Origin of the sequence: Bradyrhizobium sp. (assembly GCF_049798375.1) — a bacterium.
Lineage (GTDB): Bacteria > Pseudomonadota > Alphaproteobacteria > Rhizobiales > Xanthobacteraceae > Bradyrhizobium.
Window position 1 is genome coordinate 1 of the sequence record NZ_JBARGP010000516.1, and the last position, 2,282, is coordinate 2,282.

1 protein-coding gene is annotated in these 2,282 nt (G+C 62.7%); it reads left to right on the top strand.

Annotation, left to right across the window (positions count from 1 at the left end; translation table 11 throughout):
* Positions 1-666 precede the first annotated feature (666 nt).
* Positions 667-2,282, top strand: a 1,616-nt coding sequence (locus WA702_RS20935) for a recombinase family protein (protein WP_425112457.1), incomplete at its 3' end; no start/stop codon positions are given.

The following is a 2,282-nucleotide window of genomic DNA, read 5'->3' on the forward strand; positions in this document are numbered from 1 at the left end:
TGGCGCGCCACGGCCGATGAAGATGGGAACTATTGCTTCGCCGTAGCACTATGATGCGGTGGCCGGGTCGCCGAGAGGCTATCCGGACCTCGCCGCGCCTATCCCGGCGACACCCGGCCTGAGATCCAGGGCGGAGGTCGAGGGATGCGGCCTGGATCGATGCGGAAGCCGTCGTTCAAGACATTGAATTGGCCGTAGGGTGGCTGAGCCTGAGCAATAACAGCGCGTTGCAAGATGCAGGCAAGGTGTGCCTGGCGTGGGTGATGTTCGCAACGCGATTGAAATTGCAGTCATTCCGACCGGCCCCACCTTGGGGCTTTTATCTTGCCCTGAACGGTTGGCCTCTTTCGCAGCACCCCCGCATAACCTAGCGTAGACATCGGCCGTTCTGCGAGGCGACCTGGCTTGCCACAGTGGCGCCATGGCTCCCCCTGACAAATCGCAGCAGCGGTCTCGGCCGGCCTGTGCGCCTGACGACCTCTACGACTATGCAAGTGCGCCCGCGCGCCCTGACCGACGGCGAGCGAAGCACGCGTCGGTGACGTGGACTGTATCTGACGACTGGCCGAAGGACGTGCCGGTGACCGAAGCCGAGATCAATGTCTTCGAAGCCTGGTTTGGCGATCTGTTCGACGAGTTGTTTGGAAAGGACTGAGGGCAATCACCATGGCTGCAGCGGTTCGGGCGGCGCTCTATCTGCGGGTCTCCACGGGACGGCAGGCCGAAAGCGATCTCTCCATCCCGGATCAGCGCCGTCAGGGGAAGAGCTATTGCGCTTCGCGAGGCTGGGAGATCGTCGCCGATTATGTCGAGCCCGGCGCGTCCGCGACGGATGATCGGCGGCCGGAATTCCAGCGGATGATCGACGCGACGACGGCCAAGCCACCGGCGTTCGACGTGATCCTGGTCCACAGCTTCAGCCGCTTCTTCCGCGACCAGTTCCAGCTCGAGTTTTACGTCCGCCGGCTTGCCAAGAATGGGGTCCGGCTGGTGTCGATCACGCAGGAGCTCGGCGACGACCCGCTGAGCAACATGATCCGCCAAATCATGGCGCTGTTCGACGAATATCAGTCCAAGGAGAACGCCAAGCATACGCTCCGGGCGATGAAGGAAAATGCCCGCCAGGGCTTCTGGAATGGCGCCCTACCGCCGATCGGCTACCGCGTGGTGGAAGCGATTGAGCAGCGCGGCCACCGCACGAAGAAGATATTGGAGATCGATCTTATCCAGGCCGAGACCGTGCGTTTGATCTATCGCCTGGCGCTTCAGGGCAACGGCTCCTCGGGGGCAATGGGCGTCAAATCCATAGCCAAGCATCTGAACGAATCCGGTATCCGAACGCGCGATGGCGGACGCTGGGGCGTCGACGCCGTTCACAAGGTGCTGACGCGCACGACGTATATTGGCCGCCACCGCTTCAACGCTAAATTTTGGAAAACCCGCGAGCGCAAGCCGGAGACCGAGGTGGTCGAAATGGCGGTGCCGCCGATCGTTGATGCGGAAGAGTTCGAGGCTGTACAGACGATGCTTAAGACACGCTGCCCAGCTCTAACCGCGCCGCGCATCGTCAGTGGGCCGACCCTCCTTACCGGGATCTGCTTCTGCGCCAGTTGCGGCGGAGCGATGACGCTGCGGACCGGGAAGAGCGGGCGGTATAGATACTACACTTGCTCAACCAAAGCCCGGCAGGGAGAGACCGGCTGCAAGGGCCGCACCGTCCCGATGGAAAAGCTCGACAATGTGGTGGCCGAGCACATCGAGCAGCGTCTTTTGCAGCCCAAGCGGCTCGAGGAAGTCCTCTCGGCGGTCCTGCATCGCCGGCAGGAGCACGCTGAGCGCCGAGCGACGCACATCGCCGAATTGCGCAAGCGTGCAGCCGAAGCCGAAGCCAAACTCAAGCGATTGTACGACGCGATCGAAAATGGAGTGGCCGATGTGTCCGATCCGCTGCTCAAGGAGCGCGTGACTGAGCTGAAGTCTGTCCGCGACCAAGCCCGTGCCGACGCAGAGCGGGCCGAGGGTGCGCTCGATCGTGCCGGGCCAAGCATCACGCCCCAGGTGCTCAAAACCTTCGCCAGCCAGGCCCGCAAGCGCATGCGGACCGAATCCGGTGGCTACCGCCGCGACTATCTCCGAGCTCTGGCTCAGCGCATCGAAGTGGACGCGAAAGAAATCCGCATCATGGGGTCGAAAAGCGCACTCCTGCGCAGCCTTGTCGCTGCGTCCAGCGCAAAAACGGTAGGTTTTGGAGTGCCCAGTTTTGTACCGAAGTGGCGCGCCCG